Source organism: Eggerthella sp. 1_3_56FAA (genome assembly GCF_000185625.1).
In the GTDB taxonomy this organism is placed as follows: Bacteria; Actinomycetota; Coriobacteriia; order Coriobacteriales; family Eggerthellaceae; genus Eggerthella; species Eggerthella lenta.
In genome coordinates, this window is the sequence record NZ_GL622581.1 from 204,358 (window position 1) to 225,777 (window position 21,420).

18 protein-coding genes and 1 tRNA gene are annotated in these 21,420 nt (G+C 63.0%); 2 read left to right on the plus strand and 17 right to left on the minus strand.

The genetic code is table 11. The annotated features are described in order from the left end of the window. Window positions 1-240: 240 nt before the first annotated feature. From lysS to HMPREF1023_RS11165, 9 genes are all read right to left on the minus strand, one after another. Window positions 241-2,184 carry a lysine--tRNA ligase gene (gene lysS, locus HMPREF1023_RS11125; protein ID WP_009306420.1) on the minus strand — a complete coding sequence of 648 codons (1,944 nt, stop codon included), beginning with the start codon at window positions 2,182-2,184 and terminating at the stop codon, window positions 241-243. A 187-nt stretch (window positions 2,185-2,371) separates the two neighbouring features. Next, window positions 2,372-2,842 carry a transcription elongation factor GreA gene (gene greA, locus HMPREF1023_RS11130; RefSeq protein WP_009306421.1) on the minus strand — a complete coding sequence of 157 codons (471 nt, stop codon included), beginning with the start codon at window positions 2,840-2,842 and terminating at the stop codon, window positions 2,372-2,374. 132 nt (window positions 2,843-2,974) lie between these two features. After that, window positions 2,975-3,238 carry a twin-arginine translocase TatA/TatE family subunit gene (tatA, locus tag HMPREF1023_RS11135; RefSeq protein ID WP_009306422.1) on the minus strand — a complete coding sequence of 88 codons (264 nt, stop codon included), beginning with the start codon at window positions 3,236-3,238 and terminating at the stop codon, window positions 2,975-2,977. A gap of 375 nt (window positions 3,239-3,613) precedes the next feature. Beyond that, window positions 3,614-4,663 (minus strand): hypothetical protein, encoded by a 1,050-nt coding sequence (locus HMPREF1023_RS11140; RefSeq protein WP_009306423.1) that lies wholly within the window; start codon window positions 4,661-4,663, stop codon window positions 3,614-3,616. A gap of 287 nt (window positions 4,664-4,950) precedes the next feature. Next, window positions 4,951-5,027 (minus strand) — tRNA-Pro (locus tag HMPREF1023_RS11145). Between the two features lie 180 nt (window positions 5,028-5,207). Next, window positions 5,208-6,371, minus strand: a complete 1,164-nt coding sequence (locus HMPREF1023_RS11150) for an ABC transporter permease (protein ID WP_009306424.1) — start codon at window positions 6,369-6,371, stop codon at window positions 5,208-5,210. Beyond that, entirely contained in the window at window positions 6,361-7,047 is a 687-nt protein-coding gene (locus HMPREF1023_RS11155) for an ABC transporter ATP-binding protein (RefSeq protein WP_009306425.1), read from the minus strand. The genes HMPREF1023_RS11150 and HMPREF1023_RS11155 overlap by 11 nt, the downstream gene beginning before the upstream one ends. A 10-nt stretch (window positions 7,048-7,057) precedes the next feature. Continuing rightward, entirely contained in the window at window positions 7,058-7,987 is a 930-nt protein-coding gene (locus HMPREF1023_RS11160; protein ID WP_009306426.1) for an efflux RND transporter periplasmic adaptor subunit, read from the minus strand. Window positions 7,988-8,035: 48 nt separating this feature from the next. Beyond that, window positions 8,036-8,242, minus strand: coding sequence for a hypothetical protein (locus tag HMPREF1023_RS11165; RefSeq protein WP_009306427.1), 207 nt, complete (start codon window positions 8,240-8,242; stop codon window positions 8,036-8,038). Window positions 8,243-8,420: 178 nt separating this feature from the next. On the opposite strand from HMPREF1023_RS11165, the gene HMPREF1023_RS11170 reads away from it, so the two are divergent. Together HMPREF1023_RS11170 and HMPREF1023_RS11175 are read left to right on the plus strand one after the other, a co-directional pair. Then, on the plus strand, window positions 8,421-9,101 hold the full coding sequence (locus HMPREF1023_RS11170; RefSeq protein ID WP_009306428.1) for a response regulator transcription factor: 681 nt from the start codon (window positions 8,421-8,423) through the stop codon (window positions 9,099-9,101). Continuing rightward, complete coding sequence (locus tag HMPREF1023_RS11175) at window positions 9,094-10,464, plus strand: cell wall metabolism sensor histidine kinase WalK (RefSeq protein ID WP_009306429.1); 1,371 nt, start codon at window positions 9,094-9,096, stop codon at window positions 10,462-10,464. Before HMPREF1023_RS11170 ends, HMPREF1023_RS11175 begins: the two co-directional genes overlap by 8 nt. On the opposite strand, the gene HMPREF1023_RS11180 is transcribed toward HMPREF1023_RS11175, so the two are convergent. The 8 genes from HMPREF1023_RS11180 to HMPREF1023_RS11215 form a co-directional block, all read right to left on the minus strand. Continuing rightward, a complete protein-coding gene (locus HMPREF1023_RS11180; protein ID WP_009306430.1) occupies window positions 10,461-10,883 on the minus strand; it encodes a PaaI family thioesterase in 423 nt (140 codons plus the stop codon). The two genes, HMPREF1023_RS11175 and HMPREF1023_RS11180, sit on opposite strands and share 4 nt — an antisense overlap. A 115-nt stretch (window positions 10,884-10,998) precedes the next feature. After that, complete coding sequence (locus HMPREF1023_RS11185; RefSeq protein WP_227101083.1) at window positions 10,999-14,016, minus strand: EAL domain-containing protein; 3,018 nt, start codon at window positions 14,014-14,016, stop codon at window positions 10,999-11,001. Between the two features lie 47 nt (window positions 14,017-14,063). Beyond that, complete coding sequence (locus tag HMPREF1023_RS11190) at window positions 14,064-15,539, minus strand: extracellular solute-binding protein (protein ID WP_009306432.1); 1,476 nt, start codon at window positions 15,537-15,539, stop codon at window positions 14,064-14,066. A gap of 144 nt (window positions 15,540-15,683) precedes the next feature. Then, window positions 15,684-16,736, minus strand: coding sequence for a lysylphosphatidylglycerol synthase transmembrane domain-containing protein (locus tag HMPREF1023_RS11195; protein ID WP_009306433.1), 1,053 nt, complete (start codon window positions 16,734-16,736; stop codon window positions 15,684-15,686). Window positions 16,737-16,768: 32 nt separating this feature from the next. Continuing rightward, on the minus strand, window positions 16,769-17,917 hold the full coding sequence (locus HMPREF1023_RS11200; protein ID WP_009306434.1) for an ATP-grasp domain-containing protein: 1,149 nt from the start codon (window positions 17,915-17,917) through the stop codon (window positions 16,769-16,771). Then, the gene (locus HMPREF1023_RS11205; protein WP_009607832.1) at window positions 17,901-19,622 is read right to left on the minus strand and encodes a lysylphosphatidylglycerol synthase transmembrane domain-containing protein; all 1,722 of its coding nucleotides are present in this window, start codon (window positions 19,620-19,622) and stop codon (window positions 17,901-17,903) included. Before HMPREF1023_RS11205 ends, HMPREF1023_RS11200 begins: the two co-directional genes overlap by 17 nt. Before the next feature lie 98 nt (window positions 19,623-19,720). Beyond that, window positions 19,721-20,551, minus strand: coding sequence for a J domain-containing protein (locus HMPREF1023_RS11210; RefSeq protein WP_009306436.1), 831 nt, complete (start codon window positions 20,549-20,551; stop codon window positions 19,721-19,723). 146 nt (window positions 20,552-20,697) lie between these two features. Further along, on the minus strand, window positions 20,698-21,420 hold a 723-nt coding region (locus tag HMPREF1023_RS11215), incomplete at its 5' end, for an IS3 family transposase (RefSeq protein WP_035578963.1).

Here is a 21,420-nt window from a genome sequence, read left to right on the forward strand (position 1 = left end):
CCGACGGACGGCCCGCTATCCATCCTACCATGTCCGCCGCCCGCATGAGCCCCTGCCCCACTATGCCTCCAAACGTGCTCGCTTCTGACAAAGACCCGAAACGTGCGTGGGCGATTGAAAGCTCGGAGACGCGTGCAAGCGCGACGACGTGCGGCGCAGCGCAGGCCTCCGAACCGCGGAAAGGCCGCTTGCGCGGCATATGCGCAAGCGGCCTTTCGGAAGCGATTATGCGGCGGCGCTTTAGTACAGCTTGGCGCCGGCGGGGATGTGGTCGTCAACCATCAGGAGGTTCAGGCGCTCTTCGCCCTCCTCCTCATGGATGGCCGACAGCAGCATGCCGCACGATTCCACGCCCATCATCTTGCGCGGCGGCAGGTTCGTGATGGCGATGAGCGTGCGGCCCACCAGCTCTTCCGGCTCGTAATAGGCGTGGATGCCGGACAGGATGACGCGATCGGAGCCCGTGCCGTCGTCGAGCGTGAACTGCAGCAGCTTCTTGCTCTTGGGAACGGCAACGCACTCCTTCACCTTCACGGCACGAAAATCGGACTTGCTGAACGTGTCGAAGTCGACCTCGTCCTGGAACAGGGGCTCGACGACCACCTTCGAGAAGTCGATGGGCGCCTCGGCAACTGCGGGAGCCGCAGCGGCAGGCGCGGCAGCGCGCGGACGCCCGCCGGCCGGAGCCTCGTCCCTCATGTGGGGGAACAGCAGCACGTCGCGGATGGACGGGGCGTCGGTGAGCAGCATGACCAGACGGTCGATGCCGATGCCGCAGCCGCCCGCCGGGGGCATGCCGTACTCGAGGGCGCGCACGTAGTCGTCGTCGTAGCCCATGGCCTCGTCGTCGCCGAGGTCCTTCGCCTCCACCTGCGCGCGGAAGCGCTCGGCCTGGTCGACCGGATCGTTCAGCTCGCCGAAGGCGTTGGCGTACTCGTGGCCGCAGATGAACAGCTCGAAGCGCTCGGTCAGGTTCGGATCGCCCGCCAGCTTCTTGGCAAGCGGCGACACCTCGATGGGATGCTCGGTGACGAAGGTGGGCTGGATGAGCTTCTCCTCGGCCACCGCCTCGAAGATCTCGGCGATGAGCTTGCCCTTGCCCCATGCGGCTTCGGCGTGGCCGCCGTTGCGCTCGAGGATATCCACCAGCTCGTCGCGCGTGCGCTGGAAGCTGACATCCTCGCCGGCTCCTTCGCTGGCCAGCTCGATCATGGTGGCGCGGCGCCACGATCCGCTGAGATCCACCTGATGGCCCTGATACTCCACCTGCAGCGTGCCGCACGAGGCAAGCGCCGCCGCCTGGATGACGCCCTGCGTGAGCTCCATCATGCCTTCGAGGTCGCTGAACGCCTGGTAGAACTCCATGGTGGTGAACTCGGGGTTATGATACGGATCCATGCCCTCGTTGCGGAACTGGCGCCCGATCTCGAAGACCTTCTCGAAGCCGCCCACCAGCAAGCGCTTGAGATGCAGCTCGGTGGCGATGCGCAGGTAGAAGTCCTTGTCCAGCGCGTTGTGGTGCGTGACGAAGGGACGCGCGTTCGCGCCGCCGAGGATGGGGTGCAGGATGGGCGTCTCCACCTCGTAGTAGCCGTGATCCTCCATGTAGCGGCGGATGGCGGAAACCACCTTGAAGCGCTTCTCGAACGTGTCGCGCACCTCGCGGTTCATGACGAGGTCGACATAGCGCTGGCGATAGCGCGTCTCCTTGTCGGCCAAGCCGTGGAACTTCTCCGGCAGGGGGCGCAGCGACTTGCTGAGCAGCTCGAACGATGCCACGGACACGGACAGCTGCCCGCGCTTCGTGCGCATCATCGTGCCCTCGACGCCGATCCAGTCGCCCACGTCCAGGTCCTTGAGCTCGGCGAACGCGTCCTCGCCCAGCGCGTTGATGCGGCAGAACAGCTGCATGTCGCCCGTGGAGTCGCGCAGCTCGAGGAAAGCCAGCTTGCCCTGATCGCGCTTCGCCATGACGCGGCCGGCGACCTTCACCTCGTCCTCGGTGGACGCGCCGTCCTCGAGGTCGGCGTACTGTTCGGCCAGGTCGGCCAGGTGGTGCGAGTACGCGAACGCATGGCCGTACGGGTCCTTGCCCGCTGCCATCAGCGCCTCGCGCTTAGCGCGGCGCACGGCGATGGGGTCGTCTTCGATGATCTGCTCGGTGGTGTCGATGGTATCGCTCATTGATTGTCCTCGAAATCACGGGTTGGCGTAGTAAGTCAGCGAGAGGCGCCCTGGTGCCCGAGATCGTGGGGAGGGCGAGGGCGAAGCGTACTTCGGTACGCGAGTCCCTCGGCCTCGCCGCGAGATCGGGTGCAAGGGCGTCTCGCAGCGTCGGCAAGTTGCGCCGTTCGCAGAACGGCGCAACTCACTAGTGTTCCAGCTTGAGAATGGTCATGGTGATCTTGCGGCCGGTGGGACCCGTGGTCTCCACCACGTCGCCCTTCTTGTGGCCCAGCAGCACCGAACCCACCGGGGACTCGTTGGAGATCTTGCCGGCGGCGGCATCGCTCTCGGCGCCGCCCACGATAGTGAACACGCGCTCGCGCCCACCCATGTCGACCGTCACCGTCGAGCCGATGTGCACGCTGTTCGAGCGCTTCGGGGTGTTGACCACCGTCGCCTCGGAAAGGATGCGGCTGATCTCGGCAATACGCGCCTCCATCATGCCCTGCTCGTTCTTGGCGTCGTCGTACTCGGAGTTCTCCGAGATGTCGCCGAACTCGCGCGCCACCTTGATGCGCTCGCCGATCTCGGCGCGTTTCTCGGTTTCCAGGAAGTGGAGTTCTTCCTCGAGCTTGTCCTTGCCTTCTTGCGTGAGAATGAAATTGCCGTCTGCCATGAATGCTCACCTGTCCATTTACAAAAACATGCACGCTCGTCCGCAAGCGTGCTACCGGTACCTGATATGAAAAAAGCGGTATGTGCAGAGCGCCGAGCGACTGCACATACCGCGAACCAGACGAATGTAAAACTACTCGGCTTTCTTCTTAGCCGCGGTGGTGGTCTTCTTGGCCGCGGTCGTCTTCTTGACGGGCTCCTCGACCTCTTCGATCACTTCTTCCTCGTCATCGGCCTCGACGATGTTCTTATCGCCGCCGCCCATGCCTTCGCGCAGGTTCTTGACGGTCTTGCCGATGGCGCCGCCGAGCTTCGGGAGGTTCTTCGGCCCGAAGATGAGCAGGATTACCGCGAGAATGATGAGAAGCTCAGGCATTCCCATTCCCAGGATTTTCATACGTTCCTCCAAATTGCTCGTGCGAAGCGCTTCTGCGACCTCGCTCCCCCTGACGCAGCCAGGGTCACATGCCTATGCAAAAAAGGGATGTTCCCCATCCCCTTTAGCAACCAAATAACTGCTTTCGCAGCGACGGTTATGATAGCACAATGTTACAGAAGGTAAAAGAAAATGCAGCGATAATCCCCTTTCCACGCCTTCTCCACTGATATGCCCCGCCCCGCCTTCGCCATGGCGAGAAGCCTTTGCCGTAGAGCACAGCCAACCGGACGAGACGCGGTCATCAACCAATTGAATCCATTTTGAACCCCGTTTTGAAACCGCTATTCGGTCGGAGACCACCGACCCTATGCAGAAATCTTGAGTATCGAGGCCCTACTTCGCAGAGAACAGCCCCGAAAGATAGCTATAACTACCGGGCATTTTATCAATCGGCTTGCTTCCGATGAGCTCTACGCTTTCGGCATTGTATTGGTATATCGCCCAATCTCCGAGCACGTATATCGACCCTTCAGTCACAACCATTTGCATCGCTTCGTGCTCGAAAGCATGCTCTTCGATAGCCCCCGTCTCTAGATCCACGATGCTCAGCGCGCTATCGTCTTGACCTTGAACGACATTGTAGTGGGCAATGTAAAGCTTGCCGTCCGCGATAGCCACGCTTGAAGGACCGCCCTTGCTCAATGGAATGAAGCTCAACGTGTTGCCTTCGGTGTCGAGTACGCCAATCTGTCTTTCCACAAGGCCAACGCTGCAGAAATAGATTTTGCCTTCATGCACAACCGCCCGGTAGGCGTCCGCAACCCTATAGGCGTTCGAATCATAGGTGCTGCAATCGATTGATTCTTTGAGGGCCAAGTCTTCGTCGTAGCAATAAATCATCGAAGAGTCGTCATCGAGAGACAATGCGAAAGCATACAGACTGTCTTCGCACCAAACGATTTTCGATACACAAACCCCCTCGATAGCTATCTTCGACACGTCCCCGTTGTCGATTCGGCAGCGGTTTATATAAGACGAATCGCAGGTGAAGACGTACTCATCGTTCACGGCCACATCATTCATGCCCGATCGACCGATAGCGTGTGTTTTGGATGCAAGGGAAGCTACATCGACCTGAAGGACGGCCTCGCCGTCTCTAACCTTAGACCTTCCTTGGGGAATAACAAAAAGACTGCCCTGGTAAACCAGGGGATTGTGAAAAACGTCACCCAAGTTCGCATAGCGCAGCGGAAGCTGCGCCACCTCGTTCAACTCCCCATCGTAGAAGACGATCCTGCTCGTTTCATCCGTCCCTCGCGTTTCGATGATGCCGATAGAGGCGTCGACGGGCGCAACCCGCTCGCCATCCGAAGCGCAACCATACAAGCCGATCACCGTGAAGAGCATCGCGCCGATTAGAAAGGGTACCGAAACTCGTTTCATAGTCAATCCTTTGATCGCAGGCATCAGGGCAACTTCTGGAGACCCGAAAAACCCGATCGGATGAATGATCGACCCTAAGAATAACACGAGCCGAGAACAAAACCTGTATGTTTGGGTATCGACGGGAGCCAAAGACAACGCTGGTCAGAAGAGCTCAAGCGAAGCGCCGAAGGCGTGCTGACCGCGCGATGCGAAGTGAGGGTTTTCTGCCCGGAGCCGTTTATGTTCCGATTGAACCCTCACGGGAAAAGAAAAAGGTCAGCCGCGAACGGCTGACCTGCAATTTCTGGTCGGGTTGACAGGATTTGAACCTGCGGCCTCTGCGTCCCGAACGCAGCGCTCTACCAAGCTGAGCCACAACCCGATGTACTGCTTCAAGCAGCGACGGATATGATAGCACAATGTAATCGAAGGTAAAAGAAATTGCGACAATATTTCTTTTTCCACGCCTTCTTCACCGGTGCTGTAGGAAGTATTTGCATGCATTGGGAAACTGACCGTTCTTGCGAGGCGCGGCGACTTGTAAGCGATCGGGCGGCGCAGCTTATTCGGTGCGCAAAGCCTCGATGGGGTTCTCGCGGGACGCCCGGTAGGCGGGGAAGATGCCGAACACCAGGCCGATGGCCGTAGCTGCTGCAACGGCAACCGCCACCACGCCCCACGACACCACGAACGCCAGCCCCACGGTGCCCATGAGCAGTCCCAGCGCGATGCCCGCCGCGATGCCCAGAACGCCTCCGATAATGCTGAGCACGAGGGCTTCGAGCAGAAACTGCACGAGGATGTCGAAGCGGCGCGCGCCCAGAGCTTTCTTGATGCCGATTTCGCGGGTGCGCTCGGTCACCGACACCAGCATCACGTTCATCACGCCGATGCCCGCAACCACAAGCGATATGCCCGCGATGCCCGCCAACAGCAAAGTCATGGTGCCGTCGATCTCGTTGCCGGCCCGCAGCATCTCGTCCTGGGAGATGATGTCGAAACGTCCGGGGGGAATATGCACCGTGCCCGTGAGGTACGAGCCTATCTCCCCTTTCGCCGCCTCGATGGCGTCCTCGCCGCGCGCTTTCGCGTAGAAAGAGGTGATCGTGCCGCTCTCCCCCATGCTCACGGCAGTGGAGAAGGGAACGAGCGCCACGTTGCCCGTGTTGAGGCCCATCGACTGGCCCTGGTTCTGCAGCACGCCGACCACGGTGAACTCATCGCCGTCGAGCTTGACGGTGCGGCCGACCGCGCCGTCGGCCGAGCCAAGCAGCGTCTTCGCCACATCGGAGCCCAGCACGATGACCTTGCTACGATTCTCCCGGTCGACAGCGCTCAAGTTGCGGCCTTCTTGCAATTTGAGGTTGCGCACGTGCAGGTAGTGCTCGTCGGTGGCCTCCACGAACGCCTTGTTAGCAACCGTCGTGCCCACCGAAAGCTTCTTCATCAGGGACTTCGAGGGCGCCACGCCATCCACGGCACCGAGGTCGTTCATGCCCGAAAGGTCGTTGTAGCCCATGTCGCCGTCGAACAGGTAAGCCGACAGCGCGTCTCCGCCGAGAGCTTTCATCTTTTCGCTCACCTGCCGGTTCGTCCCGTCGCCGATGCCCACGAGGATGATGACCGACGAAATGCCGATGACGAGACCCAGCATGGTCAGAGCCGAGCGCAACCCGTTGCCGAACACAGCCTGAACGGCAGTTCGCGCCAATTGACTATACCGCATGCGAACCCCTTTCCATTTCCTGTATCAAGCCGTCAGCAATACGCACGACACGCTGCGCCTCGTCGGCGAGCTCCTGGTTGTGCGTGATGAGGATAACCGTCTGGCCCTCGGCGTGCAGGCTCTTGAACAGCTCCATGATCTCCACGCCGGTGCGCGAATCGAGCGCGCCGGTGGGCTCGTCGGCCAGGATGATCTCCGGCTCGCACACCAACGCACGGGCGATGGCCACGCGCTGCTGCTGGCCTCCGGACAGCTGGTTCGGCAGGTGGTGCTCGCGCCCTTCGAGACCCACGAGCGAGAGCTGCTTGCGGGCACGGGCGTCGGCTTCTTTCAGGCGTACCCCGGCATAGCTCAGCGGCAGCTTCACGTTCTCGAGCGCCGTGAGCTTGCCCAACAGATTAAAGCTTTGGAACACGAACCCTATCTTTTCGTTGCGGATGGAGGCTAGCCGATTGTCGGACAAAGCCCCGACATCCATGCCGTCGAGCAGGTAGCGACCCTCGTCGGGCACGTCGAGCAGCCCGAGGATGTTCATCAGCGTCGACTTGCCAGATCCGGACGGCCCCACGATAGCGAGGAAATCGCCTTGGTCGACTTGAAGATCCACATGATCGAGGGCGCGAACGACCCCTTCGCCCATCTCGTAGGTTTTGGAAACGCTCTCCAAGAGGATCATCGCCGACCGCCTACTCTAACACCGGAGTCACGGTTATAGGCCCCTCTTCGGCATCGCCTTCCGAGAAGCCGCCGCCCGCAGGCTCTGCCTCGTTGAGAACCACGAGATCGCCTTCCTTCAGACCCTCGCCCGACACCTCGACCATGGTGCCGTTGGATATGCCCGTGGTCACCGGCTCCGCACGCTGCTCGCCGGATGCGAGATCGTACACCTGGACGAACTTGTCGTCGCCCGCGCCGATCACGGCGCTCACCGGCACCGTGAGCACGTCGGAGGCTTCCGCAACGGTGATGGACAGGTTGGCCGACATCCCCAGCTTGATGCTGCCGTCGTTGGGCACTTTGACCGTGACCGTGAACTTGGAGCCCGTCGCGCCGTACGTACCCACCTCGTTGATGTTGGAGATGGTTCCGTCGCACTCGCGGCCGTTATCGGATCCCAGCTTCACCTTCACGCTTTGCCCTTCGGACAAAAGCCCCAGATCCTTCTCGGAAACCTCCATGGTGACCGACACCGTGTCGATGCGCTGCACCTCGATGTAGTGGTCGTCCTTCGTCACGGCGCCTTTGTTTTTCTCCGGAAGCTCGCGCGAGGTGACCACGAGGTCGTACGGAGCCGCCCACTTCTCGCCGTTGGCGTAGGTCACCAGCGTCTCGCCTGCAGCAACGCGCTTGTTAAGCGGCGCGTCGAACGATTGCAGCCAATGCCAGCTGTCCGCAGGCCTGAGCTTCACGGTTTCCAGCGGCTTCACCTCGCCAACGCCGGTGACGGTCTGCTGCACGGATCCTCGCTCCACGGGAGCGGTCAGCGGCGAAACGGTCTGAGGCTCACCGGAAAGCGCCGCCGATATCTTGTCGCCGAACACGAGCCAAGCGGCCAGCCCGCCCGCAACGGCCAGCAGAAGCACGACGGTCACGGACTTGCCTACTATGCTTTTCACAATTGCGTTCCTTTCTATAGTTCACGATGCCAAGATTGCCGATGTCGATCAGGGAACGTACGTCTCGCCCTCGACCGAGGGCGTCGGCTCCGCTATGACGTCCTGAGCCGTGGCTTCGTTTCGGGTTTTCGCAGTCTCCGGCGCATCGGTTCCTCCCGCTTCGGGAAGCAGGTTCTTGGCAACCAGCAAACCTCCCAGCACGACGATAACCGCAACCAGCACTCCGACGAGCACCTTGAACCCTTTCGACCCCATCGTCGACTCCTCACTGCGCACTTCTGCGCGTCGTCTCGATATCTTCCGGCGGCCAGTCTAACGAAAGCCGCCTTAAAACTTCCTGAACCGCGGCGATGTTTTTCGCGTCTCCCCGCCGAAGCTTGCCGAGGGGGTCGGTTTCAGGATCGTTTCAGGTTGCGCGTGCTAGAATGACCGCATGAAACTGCTGATCGTGGAGGACGACCGACTCCTCTCAAACGCCCTAGCCCGCAGCCTGCGGGACGCTTACGCCGTCGACCAGGCGTTCGACGGCGAAGAAGGCCTGTTCTACGCCGCTCAGGACGTGTACGACCTCGTCGTGCTCGACGTGATGCTGCCCGAACGCGACGGCTTCTCGGTGCTGGAAGCCTTGCGCGCACAAGGCGTGGACACGCCCGTGCTCATGCTGACGGCTCGGAGCGCGACCGCCGACAAGCTTCGCGGCCTGCGCTCGGGAGCCGACGACTATCTCGCAAAGCCCTTCGACCGGGACGAGCTGCTCGCCCGCATCGAGGCCATCCTGCGCCGCACGACGGGCCGGCGCGACGTGGGCATCGTTGCGTTCAAGGAGCTTGCGCTGCACACGCGAACCCAGCAGGCCTTCATCGCAGACGAGCCCCTTGCTCTGAAAGGCAAGCAGTACGACATTCTCGAATACCTGGTCAGCCACCAGGGCAGTCTCATCTCGAAAGAGCGGTTGTTCGACAAGATATGGGGATTCATGTCGGACACGTCCTCGAACGTCGTGGAGGTGTACGTGAGCGCGCTGCGCAAAGCGCTGGCTCCGACCGGCTACGATCGCTACATCAAGACCATCCGCGGAGCAGGCTACCTGTTCACGGAGGACGATCATGACTGAGCGCGCGCTGATCCGTCGAGAGCTGGTTCGGCAGACGGCGCTGCTGTTCTTCGTGTTCGCTTTGCTGTTCGCGCTGCTGGGCGCAGGCGTCTACTCCATGGTGAGCTCGAATATCTACCGAAACGCCGACGAAAACCTGCAGGCCATTGGCATGGAATCGGATTACATAACCCTCGATGCCGCCGGCAGCGGATCCGCGATCGTCGACGACGTCGTGGTAGAAGAGCCCGACGGCGCCGCCCCCTCCGACGCCACGGCGATCGACGACCTCTCCCTCACGCTTCAGCAGAGCATCGTGGACGCCGATCCGCAGTTCATCACGCTCATACGAAACGAGCAGGGCGACCTTCTCGAGACCGTGGGGCTGTACGCCTCCTATCCTTCCTTCCTGCGCCATATCCCCTTCGACAAGAACGACCTCGAACGCGTCTACCAGATTGCCGCGGGGGGTCACGAGTACCGCGGCATCACGTATGCGGCAAACGACGAAGGCGAGACCACGTATCTTCAGACGCTGGTGAACGTCGACTCGGAGATCGCCATTCTAGACGGCTTCACGCGCACGTTGATTGTCTACTTGGCGGCAGCCGTCGTCGTGGCAGCGGGCGCAAGCTACTTGCTTTCGCGGCGCACGCTCAAGCCCATCGTGGCGAACATGCGCGCGCAGACGGAATTCGTGCAGAACGCCTCGCACGAGCTGCGCACGCCGCTCGCCGTGATCCAGACCACCGGCGAGCTGCTGCTGGACAGCCCCAATAGCCGCATCGTCGACCGCTTCGAGGACGTGAACGCCATCACCTCGGAGACGAAGCGTCTCGCGCGGCTGGTGGACGACCTCATGGAGCTGTCGCTGGGTGATGCCGGGCGCTCGTCGCTCGATGCGAGCGCGGTGAACCTCGACGCGCTCGTACGCGAAGCGTGCGCAGCTTACGAAGACTTCGCCACGCTCCAAGATAAGCGCCTCGAAGTGGAAACGGGCTCGCGCGAAACGATAGAGGCCGATGCCGACAAGTTGCGGCAGCTGCTGGGCATCGTGCTGGACAACGCGCTCAAGTACACCGCGCCCGGCGACGAGATAACCGTGCGCACGCGCGCATCGGGACCGAAACAGTGCGTCGTCGAGGTGGCCGACACGGGCTGCGGCATAGACCCCGAAGACCGCGCGCACGTATTCGAGCGGTTCTATCGCGCCGACAAGGCCCGCTCGCGCGAGACGGGCGGCTACGGGCTGGGGCTCTCGCTCGCGCAACACATCGTGGAAGCGCACGGCGGCTCCATCGCCCTCGAACCCAACGAACCGCGCGGCACGGTCGTCGTCGTCACGCTGCCCGCAAACGCGTCTAAAAGAGTCGATTCGCTCTAAGACGTCCGCTCCTGCTCCTTCTGGGCGAGGCGGGCGAGCGATACGATCTTCGTCATGATCACGCCGTCCGACACCACGTCGCCCGCATCGTCGTACGCCGCCACGTTCCAGTACTGCTTGACGGCCCCCGTGCGCTCCGACACCTCCTCGCGGTCGAGGTCGGCCACGCCGCGCAGCGTGCCCTCCTTGCCGCTTTTACGATGGCGAACCTGCACGTCGATTCCGAAGGGACGCTCCTTGTCGAAATCCGTGTTCTGCTCGGTGCCGATGCTTGCCACCGTTTCCAGCAGCGCGATGGTGGCGCCGCCGTGCAGGTAGCCGTGCGGCTGGAAAACCTCGGGCACGATGGGCATCGTCGCCTCGACGTGGCGCTTGTCGGCGGAAACGGTCTCGATGTGCAGCGTATCGGTCAACGCCATGGAAGCCTCCTTCGTTAACGAGGCCGCATCGTCGCGGCCTCCGTGCGGTTTTTCGTCAAGTATACCCGCAGCGCGCCATCGCGGCACCGGACAGACCCGCGCTGCCGTCCCTCCCCTACCGCGCGTCGTTCAGGCTGCGGATGAGGCGCTTGACCTCGTCGTCGACATCGCGCGGCTCAGGAGCAGGCCGCCCGGTGAGGTAGCCCTGCACGTAATCGGCGCCCAATTCGCGCAACGCTCGCAGCTCGGCCTCGGTCTCCACTCCTTCCGCGATCACGCGGATGCCGCGATCATGCGCGTACCCGATCAGGTTGCGGGCGATGTCTTGGTGATCTTTCGCCACGTCGATGTCGCGAACGATCTCCATGTCGATCTTCACGAAGTCCACGTGGTAGTCCAAAAGCGACGTCTCGCCGTTGTTGCCGCTGCCGAAGTCGTCGATGGCGAGACGCGCGCCGAAGCGCCGCGCCAGCGCCTCTTTGTACAACGCCATCTCGCGGCTGTAGTCGCTCTCGGTGATCTCGATGACGAGGCGCTTGAGCAGGTCCGGATAGCGCTCGTTCAGTACGAGCTCGTCGTCGGAGGACAAGCGCTGCGTAGCGATGCTGTTCACGAACAGAGTGGCTCCATGCGCCTCGGGATAACGGGAGAACGCCTCGAGCGCGCCGAAGAACGTGAGGTGTTCCACACGGTAGAGCTTCGACTGCGAGCGCGCCAGCGCCAGAACCTGGTCGGGCGTCGGAATGGTGTCCAACTGCGAGCGCATGAGCGCTTCGTACGCCACCGGCTCGCCCGCACGCAGGTCGACGATGGGTTGGAAGTGATACTCGACGAGACCCTCCTCCAGCAAGCGGTTCAAGTCCTCCTTGTTGTTGACGATGAACGACTTCTCCTCGTAGCTTTGCCGATCGAACGAGAACAGATCCCCCTTGCGGCTGCTCTTCGCCAGGTACATGGCGAAGTCGGCGTATTCGCGCAGGTGAGCGAAGTCCGTCGCATCCTCGGGATAGAACGCTGCGCCCATGGACGCGCGCACCTTGAGCGTCTTTCCGTCGGGCGCCACGATGGAGCTGGCATCGAGCATGGCGCGGAACGTGGCGAAAAGGTCTTCCACCGATGCGCGATCGGGGCATACGTCGACGAACACGAGGAACTCGTCACCGGAGATGCGCGAGTAGAATCCCTTGTCCCTGAACGCCTCGTCCACCACGCAACCCGCCGCCTTGATGTACTGATCGCCCCAATCGTGCCCGTAGATATCGTTGATGAACTTGAGGTTGTCGAGGTCGAGCATCAGCATCGCTCCCAGCGCAGGCGGGCGTTGCGCGAGCAGGTCGGTAACCTCCTGCTCGAATGCGCGGCGGTTGAACAGCCCGGTGAGGATGTCATGGTCGCGCTCATGCTCGATGCGGCGACGCGTCTCGATCTCATGCGTCACGTCCTCCACGAGGCCGAGCACGCGGTTGTGCTCGCCGCTTTCCACCACCACGAGACGAACCCACGAGGTTCGATGCGGGCCCGTGAAGAGGTAGCGGCCCTCTTCCTCCACCTCGATGTAGGGAACGTACCATTTCATAAGGCTCTCGAACTCGCTCGCGCTCAACGACCCCGTCGCAATGCGCTGCGGATCGAAGTACGAGGGATCAGGAGGTTCCAGCGTCGACAACGTGGCGAAGAACCCGTCGGTAAAGGTGATGACATCTGTTTCGTAGCTGTACTCGAAGGCGCCGATGCCGCGGTCGGACAGGCGCAGGATGCGCGATAGGCGCGATGCGGTCATGGCCACTTCCTCGCCCATCGACTCGATGGCCTCGGACAGCTCGTCGACCTCCACGATGCCCGTGGGAGTGAACGCAATAGGCTGCTCGGGCTGCGCCGCGCGCACCTCGGACATGAGATGCCGCAAACGTGAGGACGACAGCCACGCAGCGACGACGGCAATCAGCAAGCCCACCACGAGCGATGCGGCGAACACGGCGGTGAGGTTGTCGGACAGCGTCTTCGATGCGGAGAACATCTCGCCTTCGCGCTCAAGCCCGACGAGCGCCCAATGCTCGTACGCGAACGGGGACGTGCTGTCGTAGAGCTGGATCTCGGCTGCACTGGCGACGGCTCGCGCGTCGGAGGAAGCGTCGTCCGCCGGATCTACCACCATGCGTCCGGCGCCGTCGATCGACGCGGAGAACGCAGACTCCTTCAGGTACAGGCTCTGCGATGCGCCGGTGGTGGTAAGCGCCTCGTACACCCGCTCCTTGTCCGGCAGCGGCGCCACGCCGCCGTCTCGGACGAAGCCGCCGTCCTCGTTCGTGATGGCCAGCACGTACGAACCGTTGCCGCTGCTGGCGAGATCGCGATACGGGAAGAAGGATGCAACGCGGTCGAGGCGCACTTCCACGCCTATGACGCCCACGATGCCCCCCTGCGCATCCCTGATAGGCTTGCTGTACGTAATGGAAGGGGTTCCCGCCCATCCGAAGTCGACCGGACGGCCCCAGTAACCCAGATCGTTCGTGCTGGCCTCAGGGTAGCGCTCGGCAGCGCGCACGGGCTCGTAATAGAATGCGCTCCGGCTTTCACCCTCGGCTGCCAAGGGGAACGTGGCGGACCACATGCTGTCGAGGGTGACGCCCAGCTGTCGCCCGATGCTGATGGGGCAGGCGGCCAACATGAGATCGGAACCGTTGGCAACCTCCACCTTGGGGTTCGAGTCGCGGATGTACAGCGCCGTCCGATTGTCCGATTGTCCTTCTGCGCCGTCAGCCAGCACGAGGAACACGCCGTCGACTTCGGCGCGATGAGAATAGGCCAGAAGGTCTTGGGAAGTCGCCTCGATTATGGAGATGGCCAGATCGGACCCGGTTTCGATATCCGCCGACGTTGCCTGAGCCGCGGCCAGCGCCTTGTCAATGCTGGCGGTCGCGCTTTCCACCACGGGATCGAAGTCCGACCAGCGGAATATCATATCGTTTTCCAGATAACCCGCACGGCTCGCCACGCGCTCCGAGAACAGATCGTACGCGTCGATCTCCATCTGTTTGAGTATCTCGCTGCGCGCGAGCACGGTAGCGCAGACGACGCCCTGGATTCCCAACGCGACGCAGAACGGCAAAACGACGAGAGCTCGAAACGTCACTCCTCGCCGTCTAGCCGTGCGCTTCTGTCCGGAACGCATCCTCAATATTAAGCGATCGCTTCCCTGAGCTGGGTCTCCAGGTCGGCGAGCCAAGCGTCGAACCCTGCGTCGTCGAGATACGAAGCCACAGCCTCTTCGGACGATGCTCCCGCCGCCATTGCTTCGACCACCGCCGCACGATCGGCCACCGCCCTGTCCGACAGCGCGCGGTCAAGGACGGCGCGCGCCTCAACGCCGCCTTTGAACGGCGGGTTCGCGTACACACCGGCCTCGATGGTATCCAGCGTGGCAGGCAGGTTCACCAGATAGTTGCCCGAAGCGCCGTCGATCGACTCGGCCGCCGCCTGGAGGTTCTCAAGCGTCAGCGCATCCTTGGTGACCGGCACGTAGCCGGCGCTCACCGAGAAGTCGGTGTTCTGCTCTTTAGCGGTGAACCACTTGAGGAACTCGACGCACGCAGTTTCCTTTTTCTCGTCGGACTTCGTCACCACGAACCCGGCGCCCTGCTGCGGCGAGCACGGCTTGCCGTGCTCGAAAGACGGGTTGGGCAACGCGTCCAACTGGATAGGATAGCTCGTGGCATCGTCCACCGTCACTGTTTGCGGGAAGTACACCACCGAGGACGATGAGCCCACATAGCAGATGAGATCGCCCGTCTTCACCGCATCCGAACGGAACTTGCCCTCCGCCGAGAACCAGCCCTGCACCATGGGCACGTAGTAGTTGTCCCAGAGCGTCTTCATCGTAGCGCGGTCGAAGTTCAGCGCGCACACGCCGTTCTCAATTTCAAAAATCTCGTGACCCAGCTGTTTTGAACCTGTGATCAGGTAGTTCGCCATAGCATCGCGTCCGAAGAACGGACGGCCGTCACCCATGACGCCCGGCGTCTGCGCGTCGGTCCACTCGTAGTAGCGCTCCGCGACTCTCACGATGCCCTCAATGGTGCTCATCTCGTCGAGCGAAGTGCCGGTGGCATCGGCGAACGTCTGGAAATCGGTCATGTTGATCTGCAGCGTCTCGGTGGACTTGCCCACCGGGAACACTTTGAGGCTGCCGTTGCCGTTCAGATCGCCCTCTTCCAGAAAGCCCTCCACGAATCCGGCCTTCTCCTCTTCAGTAAGGTAGCCCGACAGATCGGCCACCATGCCGAACCCGTCTATGACCGACGCCGTATCGGAATACGACAGGAACGCGTCGGGCATCGCCTCCGAACCCACAAGCTCCTGCGCGGAATCGGTGACGGCGGAGGCCAGGTCGTTGACGCCGCCTTGGCTGGAGCTGGTCACCACGATGCCGAGATCCTTGCCTTTCGTCGCATTGAAGTCCTTGACGAGGTCTTCGAAAGCCTGCTGCTGCGTGCCGTTGTAATAGGTCCACAGCTCCACCTGCACCGGATCGGACGGGTCGAGCACGGACGAAACCGCATCCTCCGAGGGCGCCGAAGAACCCGAGCAACCCGCAAGCGCCAAAGCGCCGACAAGCGCGAAAGCCGTGCCCGCGCGCCCTATGACATTCTTTTTCATAGTCCCCTCGTTCCGTACGGCAGCCGGAGCCGCGCTGCATGCATCCTGCCATTCTAGAACATGGAGCACACCGAAACGTCGTCAATTTACCATTGAGGCCGCGGAGGAAGGCTGAATGCGCCGAACGGATGACGGGCTTCGGGCTTAACGGCGCAAGCCCTTGCCTTTCTGGTCGCGCACGGCCCGCTTCGCATCGTGCTTGAACGTCTTGGTGGTTTGAATGAGGATGGCGCCGATGAGGAACGGCATCCAGAACACGATGCCGCGGTACACGAGCGCGATAGACAGGCCCGCCGCGCCCGACACGCCGAACGACGTGAACGCCACCACCACGGCAGCCTCCACCACGCCTACGCCCTGCGGCGTGATAGAGATCATGGCGAACAACGTGGCGACTACGTAGCCGCAGATGAGAGGTTCGGGCTGATGCACGCCGAACGCCACGCCCACCAAGCTGAAACAGGCCAGCTCGCAAGCGCTGGCCGCAATGGAGCAGCCGAACGCCTTCGCCGTTGTCTTGGGGTTATGCGCGATAAGGCCGGCAGCGTCGGAAAACGAGCCCACGATGCGCTCGACCCAGGGGTCGAGGGGCTTTTTCTTGAAGCGCACGAGGACGCGGTCGACAAGCCGTTCGATGGGACGCAGGGCGCGCAGGACGAGAGCCGGACGCTTGCGTCCCAGCACGAGGATAAGCACCATCGCGCTGACCAGCGCTATAACCAGCAGCCCCAACAGAAACCACAAGGGCGACAAACCCACCGTGGCCGCCAAGATGCCGAACGCGATGAGCATGATGGTGGCGAAGCCCGAGTCCACGGTGATCTGCATGAGCAACGCAGCGCTCGTAGCCTTGCCGGGCGCGATGCCGCGACGGCGCGCATCGTCCACCACGAGCGTGGTGCCTGCCAGGTTGAGAGAGGGCGCGATAGTGTTCACGAAGAACGTACCGAACACGAGCGGCAGCGTCTCGCGCGGATTCATGTGCTCGTCGACGGCCTCGAAGGCGTACGAGTACGAGAAGCTTTGCGCGAAGTACTTGCCCAACTGGGTGCACACCGCCGCGATAAGCGGAATGACGGCACCTTTTTTGATGGTCTCGACGAGCTCGACCAGCTGGTCGCCGCGCAGCAGCACCACGGCCAGCACGATGACGATGACCAGTCCGATGAGCAGGTTTCGAATGTTGAGTTTCTTCACCGATCAGCCCGTGCGCCGTGCGCTCCTCCGCCTTAGCGGAGGAACTCCTTAAGATCGGAGCGCATGAGGAAATCCAGCTCGTCGGACGTGGACGGATCCGTCTCCAAGAACAGGAAGCCGTAGTTGCCCACGCGCTTCACGTCGAAGGGGCGCATCTCCAACACGTGGGAGAATCGACCGAGGAACGCGTCGTAGTCGAAGTCTTCGTCGCCCGAGGCATCGGCCGGCGCGTTCAGCAGCGACATGGAGTACACCTTGTCGGTCTTGCCGTCGAACGCCGCATCGAAGTCGGGCTCGTCGTCTTCGAGGAACGCCTGGTAGGTGCGGTAGCCGTAGCCGTACCAGCTGACGTCGGTGCCGCCAAGGCCCGCAAACCGCAGCGGATTGAACTCGATGGGGCTCACATGCCCGTCCGACACGCGCACCTCCACGTGCACGGGGAAGTTCCGCGCGCCGATGAGCGCGTTCACGCGGTCGAGCCAAGAGGCGAACATCGTGGAGGTGTCGCGCACGATGGAGGCGCTGGTCACGTACATGCGATCGGAGGTATCTTCAGGCGAGGTGAAGTCGTGGCGCAGCACATTGAGGATGTGCGCGCGACCCGTCTCGTCGAAGTACGCGTCCAGCGCGTACTCGGTGCCCTCAAGATAGCCTTCGAGAATGAACGACCCGGCGCCGATGACGCTTTCGGGGTACATGTCGTGCCACGACGAGGCGTTCTGCTGGATGTCGGCCAGAGCGCGCTCCCAGTCCTCGCGGTTCTGGATGGCGTAGACGCCCATGCTGCAGAAACCCACCGACGGCTTCAGCACGAAAGGTGCCGGAAGCTGGGAGAAATCGAGCTTGAACAACTCGTCCACCGAACAGGATTTGAAGAACAGGTCGGGGTCGAGGCCGGCCAGCGCAGCTCGCATGGCGGCCTTGTCCTTGAACAGGCCGATGGCGCGCGATAGGCTTTCGTTGTGGGCGCTCTCGACGATCCAGGCCAGGGCGTTCTCGGAGTTCGTGTACACGCGCTCCCCTGCGTCGATACGGCGAACCGCCTCGTCGGACGATACGAGGTTCAGAGCGCGTCCGTCGGCGATCGAACGCGCGAAAGCGTTGTCCAGCACGGGATGCTGGGACTCCTCGAGCCAGGCGATCAGAGGTTCGGACACGTAGGGCTCATCGAGCACGATCATGGTTTGACTCCTCCTTCATTGCTGCAGAATCGGCGACGCCTGCCGTTGCCGCCCCCGCGGGCGCTGGCTCGGCATCATCGCCAAAGGGCAGTATACCCTCATGTCCAGCCTCGCGGATGATCTCCGCGCCTTTTTCGGCACGTTGTTCCCAACCCGTTTTCCTTTTCGCAGGTGAGCGCGCGCCGCCCTCTTCTCGGCGCGAGGCTATGGCGCTGCCGATGCCGGCGAGCGGCTGCTCACCCGCTGCCTTCGCCGCAGCCCGCCTGGCGCGCCAAGCGCGGAACCGCTCGACGTTCTCGCGGAACTCGCGCACGAGGCGCGGCGCGTCGTCTTGCGGAGCGATAGGACGGTCGAACGCGTCGCGCTTCCAGAACAGCCACATCACCAGCAGCAGAGCCGCCACGGCAACCTGCACGGTGTTCACGTAGAGGAACTCCGCGCCAGCCACCAGCACGAGCACGCCCAACGTGAGCGCCCACGCCGTACGGAAGCGCAGGATGAGTCCCACGGCCAGCACCACGAGCACGATGCTCCCCACGATAAGGAACGGACCGATGAGCAGGCCGCCCATGTTGATCCAATCCGTGAGCGCGGTGAACGGCCTGAACGTCTGCGGAATCAACGCCATGCCGATGTTCACGAGTCCCACGATGAGCACGATGGTGCCCGAAACCCAAGCCGTGTCCTTCGCGCGCTTCTCCTCGGTAGGGCTCTTCTTGTCGGCGAAGAACCCCGACTGCGACAGCAGCAGCGCGCCGATGCAGAAAGGGATCCAGAACATGATACCGCGGTACACCAGCGCGATGGCCGTGGCTGTGGCCAGCGAGCATCCGTGCGCCGTGAGGATGGCGGCGATGGCCGCCTCCACCACGCCCACGCCCTGAGGCGTGGGGCTCAGGATGACCGAGATGGCCGCCACCGCGAACGCCGCCACGAGCGCGGCTACGTTCTCGAAGCCGAACGCGTAGCCGATGGCCACGAGGCACGCCATGTTGAGGATGGCCGAGAACGACGCGTAGGACACGGTGACCATGGTGCCCTGCGGGTTCTTCGCGAGGATGCCCGCCGACGAGATGAAGGAGCTGGCCATCTTGCGCCCCCAGGCCGGCTTGAGATGCTTCTTCAGCAGCCCCAGCGCCTTGTTGATGAGCGACTCGATGCCGATGAACAGGCGGAACAGCACGCGCGGTTTGCGGTAGCCCACCACGAACATGCTGGACAGCGCCGCCAGCACCGCAGCCAACGCCAGCCCCCCGACGAGGAACAGCGTGTTCATGCTGCCGGACAGCAGCATGGTGAGAAAGCCGATGACGGAGATCACGAGGATGGCGGCGAAGTAGCCGATCTGCGAGAGGATAGCGCCGCTGGTGGACGTGCCCGCGTCCGCGCCCGTGCGGTGCGCGTCGTCGATGATGAACGCCACGCCCGTCGCCCCCGAGAACAGGCAGAACGTGTTGATGAACACCAGCGAGAAGATGAGCACGACGTTGTGCCAGAAGCCCGTCTTATGGCCGACCGCCTCGAAGGCCGCGTCGTAGGACGCCGCCTGCACGAGGTGGCGCGCCAGCATGAGCACGCAAGCCACGACCAGCGGCACGAGCGCGCCGGTCTTGAGCGTCGCGAGGAAGCTCGCCAGGTAATCGGCGTTCGCGATGAGAAAGCACACTGCGACGATGCCGATGACGAGCAGCAGCGCTTTCTTCAACCAGCGTCCCCTTTCGACGAACCATGACGGAATGATTCAGTATAGCATGAGGGTGCGCGCTGCAAGCGGGACGCGGCGGTCCCGCCACAGAGGCTCCGCTAGGACGTCGCCCGGCGCGCGACGCGCAGGGCGCGCAGGAGGTTGCGCACGTTCACCACGTCGAACAGCACCGCGAACAAGAACGCCACGGCCAGCCCTGCGGTGACGGCCCCCTGCCGGGGCGCGATGATGAACACAAAGGGCGCGCCCAGCAGCATGAGCGGCACGATGAGACCGATGAGGCACGAGCCGAAGCGCTTCCACAGGCCGTATACGATGGAGATCATCACGTACAGGAACAGCCCGGTGGCCGCGGTGCCCGCGAGCGCCGCCACCGCCAACAGCGCCACCTTGCCCGCAATGACGAGCCCTTCGCGCCCGAGGTCGCGCTTGACTTCGTCGAGAGCTTCCTGCGGGGTCTTGCGCGGCTCGGCCGTTGCGCGGAAGGGCGCGAACGGGTCGAAAGGGTCGAACGGCTGGCTGCCCACGCCGGAGCCGCCGGAGCGCGGCGCGTCCCACGACGTCCATACGTAGGTGGTCTGCCCCTGGCCTTGGCCAGGGGCCTGGCCGAACGGCCAGCCCGCGAAAGGATCGCCACCCTGACCCGCGCCGCCGTAAGGGTTCTGCGTGGGGTGGGCGTACGGGTTGTTCGCGTAGGGGCGAGGATCGCGGCGCGGATCGAACTCGGGCGTCCATGAACGGTTGAGCAGCACGTCACGCGCTTCGTTGATGCGCTTCGTGAACTCTTCCGCCTCCTCGCGCTCCTTCGATCCTAGCGCGAACTTGTCAGGATGGTGCTCGATCACCAGCTTGCGGTGGGCCTGTTTGACCGCATCGTCGGTCGCGCCGTCTGAGAGCCCCAGGATGTTGAGCGCTTCGGATTTCTTCATGTTCCCACTATACGCGCCGCCCCTCCCCCGCCATCATCCCGTCAGAGAACATCCACAAGCCCCGACAAGCCGCGGAAACATCGTCGTCCGGCGTGGAAGTTGGGCGAAAAACGGTTCCCAGGGGGCACGGACGTTTTTCTGGACTCCTACGCGGCTGCGGCGAGCGCCGCCCTATGGGCCGCTATCGTCTTCCATCCGAGCGATCTCTTGATCTTCTCGTCACGATACCACACGATGTACTCGTCGAGGGCCCGCACGAAGCTCCCCTTCGTCGTCCCCTTCCAGTCCCTCGCGTAGAAGAACTCCTGCTTGAGCGTCCCGAAGAAGCCCTCCGCCCTCGCGTTGTCGGGGCTCTTGGCCTTGCGCGACATCGACCTGACGAGGCCGTTGGCCTCGCAGACGCCCTTCCATCTGGCGGAGCGGTAGTTGCCGCCGCCGTCGGTGTGGACGGCGCAGCCCTCCTCCAGGCGCCCGAGCGCGTCCTCCAGCGAGCCCGCCGTCAGCTCGTCGTCCGGGCGCGTCGACGTCCGCCACGCCACCGGGCAGCCGTCGAAGCAGTCTATGATCGGGGAGAGGTAGACCTTGAGGCCGCCGAGGTCGAACTCGGTCACGTCGGTCACGACGAGCCTGCCCGGCGCGTCGGCGCGGAAGCCGTGCGTCCCGTCCTCTCGAAGCGGCAGGTTCGCGGGGCGCTCGTCGGTCTCGCCCGCGTAGGAGCTGTGGCGCCGGCGCTCCTTGACCTGGACCGGGACGAGCCCCTCCTCGCGCATGATCCGGCGCACGACCTTCTCGGAGACGACGACGGGGGCCTCCATGTCCCCGGGCGCGAGGTCGCGGGCGCGCACGGGCGCGCCCTCGCCCCGCCGCAG

What these genes read in the sequence shown, in the direction of transcription:
- lysS (WP_009306420.1), bottom strand. Translation starts at nt 2,184, where the DNA reads ATGAGCGATACCATCGACACCACCGAGCAGATCATCGAAGACGACCCC.
- greA (WP_009306421.1), bottom strand. Translation starts at nt 2,842, where the DNA reads ATGGCAGACGGCAATTTCATTCTCACGCAAGAAGGCAAGGACAAGCTC.
- tatA (WP_009306422.1), bottom strand. Translation starts at nt 3,238, where the DNA reads ATGAAAATCCTGGGAATGGGAATGCCTGAGCTTCTCATCATTCTCGCG.
- HMPREF1023_RS11140 (WP_009306423.1), bottom strand. Translation starts at nt 4,663, where the DNA reads ATGAAACGAGTTTCGGTACCCTTTCTAATCGGCGCGATGCTCTTCACG.
- HMPREF1023_RS11150 (WP_009306424.1), bottom strand. Translation starts at nt 6,371, where the DNA reads ATGCGGTATAGTCAATTGGCGCGAACTGCCGTTCAGGCTGTGTTCGGC.
- HMPREF1023_RS11155 (WP_009306425.1), bottom strand. Translation starts at nt 7,047, where the DNA reads ATGATCCTCTTGGAGAGCGTTTCCAAAACCTACGAGATGGGCGAAGGG.
- HMPREF1023_RS11165 (WP_009306427.1), bottom strand. Translation starts at nt 8,242, where the DNA reads ATGGGGTCGAAAGGGTTCAAGGTGCTCGTCGGAGTGCTGGTTGCGGTT.
- HMPREF1023_RS11170 (WP_009306428.1), top strand. Translation starts at nt 8,421, where the DNA reads ATGAAACTGCTGATCGTGGAGGACGACCGACTCCTCTCAAACGCCCTA.
- HMPREF1023_RS11175 (WP_009306429.1), top strand. Translation starts at nt 9,094, where the DNA reads ATGACTGAGCGCGCGCTGATCCGTCGAGAGCTGGTTCGGCAGACGGCG.
- HMPREF1023_RS11180 (WP_009306430.1), bottom strand. Translation starts at nt 10,883, where the DNA reads ATGGCGTTGACCGATACGCTGCACATCGAGACCGTTTCCGCCGACAAG.
- HMPREF1023_RS11190 (WP_009306432.1), bottom strand. Translation starts at nt 15,539, where the DNA reads ATGAAAAAGAATGTCATAGGGCGCGCGGGCACGGCTTTCGCGCTTGTC.
- HMPREF1023_RS11200 (WP_009306434.1), bottom strand. Translation starts at nt 17,917, where the DNA reads ATGATCGTGCTCGATGAGCCCTACGTGTCCGAACCTCTGATCGCCTGG.
- HMPREF1023_RS11210 (WP_009306436.1), bottom strand. Translation starts at nt 20,551, where the DNA reads ATGAAGAAATCCGAAGCGCTCAACATCCTGGGGCTCTCAGACGGCGCG.